This is a genomic window from Micromonospora sp. D75 (assembly GCF_018070405.1).
GTDB classification, from domain to species: Bacteria; Actinomycetota; Actinomycetes; order Mycobacteriales; family Micromonosporaceae; genus Micromonospora; species Micromonospora chalcea.
Genome location: NZ_JAGPXV010000759.1, coordinates 1 through 2,570, shown reverse-complemented (window position 1 = coordinate 2,570; position 2,570 = coordinate 1). Strand labels below are relative to the sequence as shown.

General features: G+C 76.2%; 2 protein-coding genes. Both read left to right on the top strand.

Annotated features, from left to right (window positions below):
• On the top strand, positions 1 to 1,610 hold a 1,610-nt coding region (locus KBX39_RS28680; protein WP_210873526.1), incomplete at its 5' end, for an iron ABC transporter permease.
• A 45-nt stretch (positions 1,611 to 1,655) separates the two neighbouring features.
• On the top strand, positions 1,656 to 2,558 hold the full coding sequence (locus KBX39_RS28675; RefSeq protein WP_043323340.1) for a siderophore-interacting protein: 903 nt from the start codon (positions 1,656 to 1,658) through the stop codon (positions 2,556 to 2,558).
• Positions 2,559 to 2,570: the final 12 nt, after the last annotated feature.

Sequence of the window (2,570 nt, the reverse complement as noted above, 5' to 3'; positions counted from 1 at the left end):
ACGTCCTCGCCGGCTCGGCCACCGCGATGGCGCTGTCCTCGCTGACCATGCAGCTCATGCTGCTGTTCGAGCAGGCCACCATCGGCCTGTTCGCCTGGGGCAACGGCTCGCTCGTGCAGGGCGACCTGGTCGCGTTCACCCAGCTCGCCCCCGTGATCGCTGTCGCCGCACTGGTGCTCGTGGCACTCGGGCACCGGCTGGACCTGCTCGCCCTCGGCGACGACACCGCCACCGTGCTCGGGCTCAACGTGCGTCGTACCCGGCTCACGGTCGTGCTGCTCGCCGTGCTGCTCTCCGCCGCGGCGGTCACCCTGGCCGGCCCGATCGGCTTCGTCGGTCTCGGCGCGCCGGTGATCGTCCGGCTGCTCGGCAAGTGGGTGCCCGAGGTGCACCGGCACCGCGTCCTGATGCCGCTGTCCGGCATCGTCGGCGTGGTCATCGTGCTCGGCTCCGACGTGCTGCTGCGCGCCGTGCTCGGCGGCCAGGCCGGTGTCGACGTGCCGACCGGCGTGGTGACCACGCTCTTCGGCGCGGTGCTGCTGGTCTGGCTGGCCCGCCGCCACCGCGACGCCGGACCGACCCGGCAGGCGCCGGGCGGCCACGCCGCCGTGCGCTCCCGCGGCTTCGTTGCCGCCGTCGTCGCGGTCTGCGCGGTCGTCGTCACCGCCGCGCTGGTGCTCGGCATGCTCGCCGGTGACACCTGGGTGCTGCTGGGCGACATCGTCAACTGGGTGCAGGGCCGCACCGGACCGGCGTACACCTTCGTGCTGGACGCCCGCTGGCCGCGCGTCGCCGCGGCGCTGCTGGCCGGCGCCGCGCTGGCCCTGGCCGGCACCACAGTGCAGGCGGTCTGCCGCAACCCGCTGGCCGAGCCGGGCATCCTCGGCATCACCGGCGGTGCCGGCATCGGCGCGGTGTCGCTGCTGACGTTCGCGCCGATGGCCGGCGTGCTCGCACTGTCCGGCGCCGCCGGTCTCGGCGCGGTCGTCGCGTTCGCGCTGGTCTACGGCCTGGCCCGGCGGCGGGGACTCAACTCCGACCGGCTGGTGCTGATCGGGTTCGCGGTCTGGCAGGGCGGCACGGCGATCATCACGTTCATCGTGGTGTCCTCCGACCCGTGGAACACCGGCAAGGCGCTGACCTGGCTGTCCGGCTCCACCTACGGGCGCACCGCCCCGCAGGTGCTGCCGGTGGCGATCGCGCTGCTGGTCGCGCTGCCGGTGGTCGCCGCCGTGCGCCGCGAGCTGGACCTGCTCGCGCTCGACGACGACACGCCCCGGGTGCTCGGCGTCCGGCTGGAACGCGCCCGGCTGGTCGCGCTCGGCCTGGCGGCGCTGCTCACCGCCACCGCCGTGTCGGCGGTCGGCGTGATCGGCTTCGTCGGCCTGGTCGCGCCGCACGCGGCCCGGGCGCTCGTCGGCGGGCGGCACACCCGCGTCCTGCCGGTCGCGGTGCTGCTCGGCGCCACCCTGGTCAGCCTCGCCGACACGCTCGGCCGCAGCGTCATCGCCCCCGCCCAGGTCCCCGCCGGTCTGGTCACCGCCATGATCGGCACCCCGTACTTCGTCTGGCTGCTGTGGCGTTCCCGCGCCGCCGCGGCCGCCCGTTGACCCGTTCGCCGACGAACCACCCCCCGCACGTGAGAGGAATGACGCATGACCAGCACCCTGGCCGTCGCGCCCTGGCGAGTCTTCACCGTCGAGGTCCGCGCGCTACGCCGGCTCGGCCCGTCGTTCCTGCGCGTGACGCTCACCGGCCCGGACCTGGACCGGTTCGCCGACAACGGGTACGACCAGCGGATCAAGCTGGCCCTGCCGCCGGTCGACGGCGCGTCGGGGGAGCTGCCCGACGGGCCGGACTGGTTCCCGCGGTGGCGTGAGCTGCCGGACGCGCTGCGCAGCCCGATCCGCACCTACACGGTCCGCGCGGTCCGGCCGGAGGCGTACGAGGTGGACGTGGACATGGCGCTGCACGGCGACGGCGGCCCGGCCACCCGCTGGGCCCGGCGGGCCCGCCTCGGCGACCGGATCGCCGTGGTCGGCCCGGACGCCGGCTGGGACGGCCCGCACGGCGGTGTCGAGTTCCAGCCGCCCGCCGGGGCGACGCTGCTGCTGGCCGGCGACGAGACCGCCGCGCCGGCGATCTGCGCGATCCTGGAGCGGCTGCCCGCCGACGCGCGCGGGCACGCGCTGGTGGAGGTGCCGGAGACCGGCGACGAGCTGCCCTGCCGGCCCCCGGCCGGCGTCACGGTGACCTGGCTGCCCCGCGACGGCGCCCCGCACGGCAGCCGGCTCACCCCGGCCGTGACGAGCCTGGCCGGCCGGCTGGTGCCGGTACCTGTCGCGGCGGGCGCCGCACCGCTGGCCGAGGTGGACGTGGACCGGGACATCCTCTGGGAGGTGCCGGAGCGGCCCGACGGCGCGGCGCTCTACGCCTGGCTGGCCGGGGAGGCGGCGGTGATCCGCGGCCTGCGGCGGCACCTGGTCACCGAGCGGGGCATGGACCGGCGCGCGGTGGCGTTCATGGGCTACTGGCGGGCCGGTCGCGCGGAGAACTGATCGTCTCGCGGG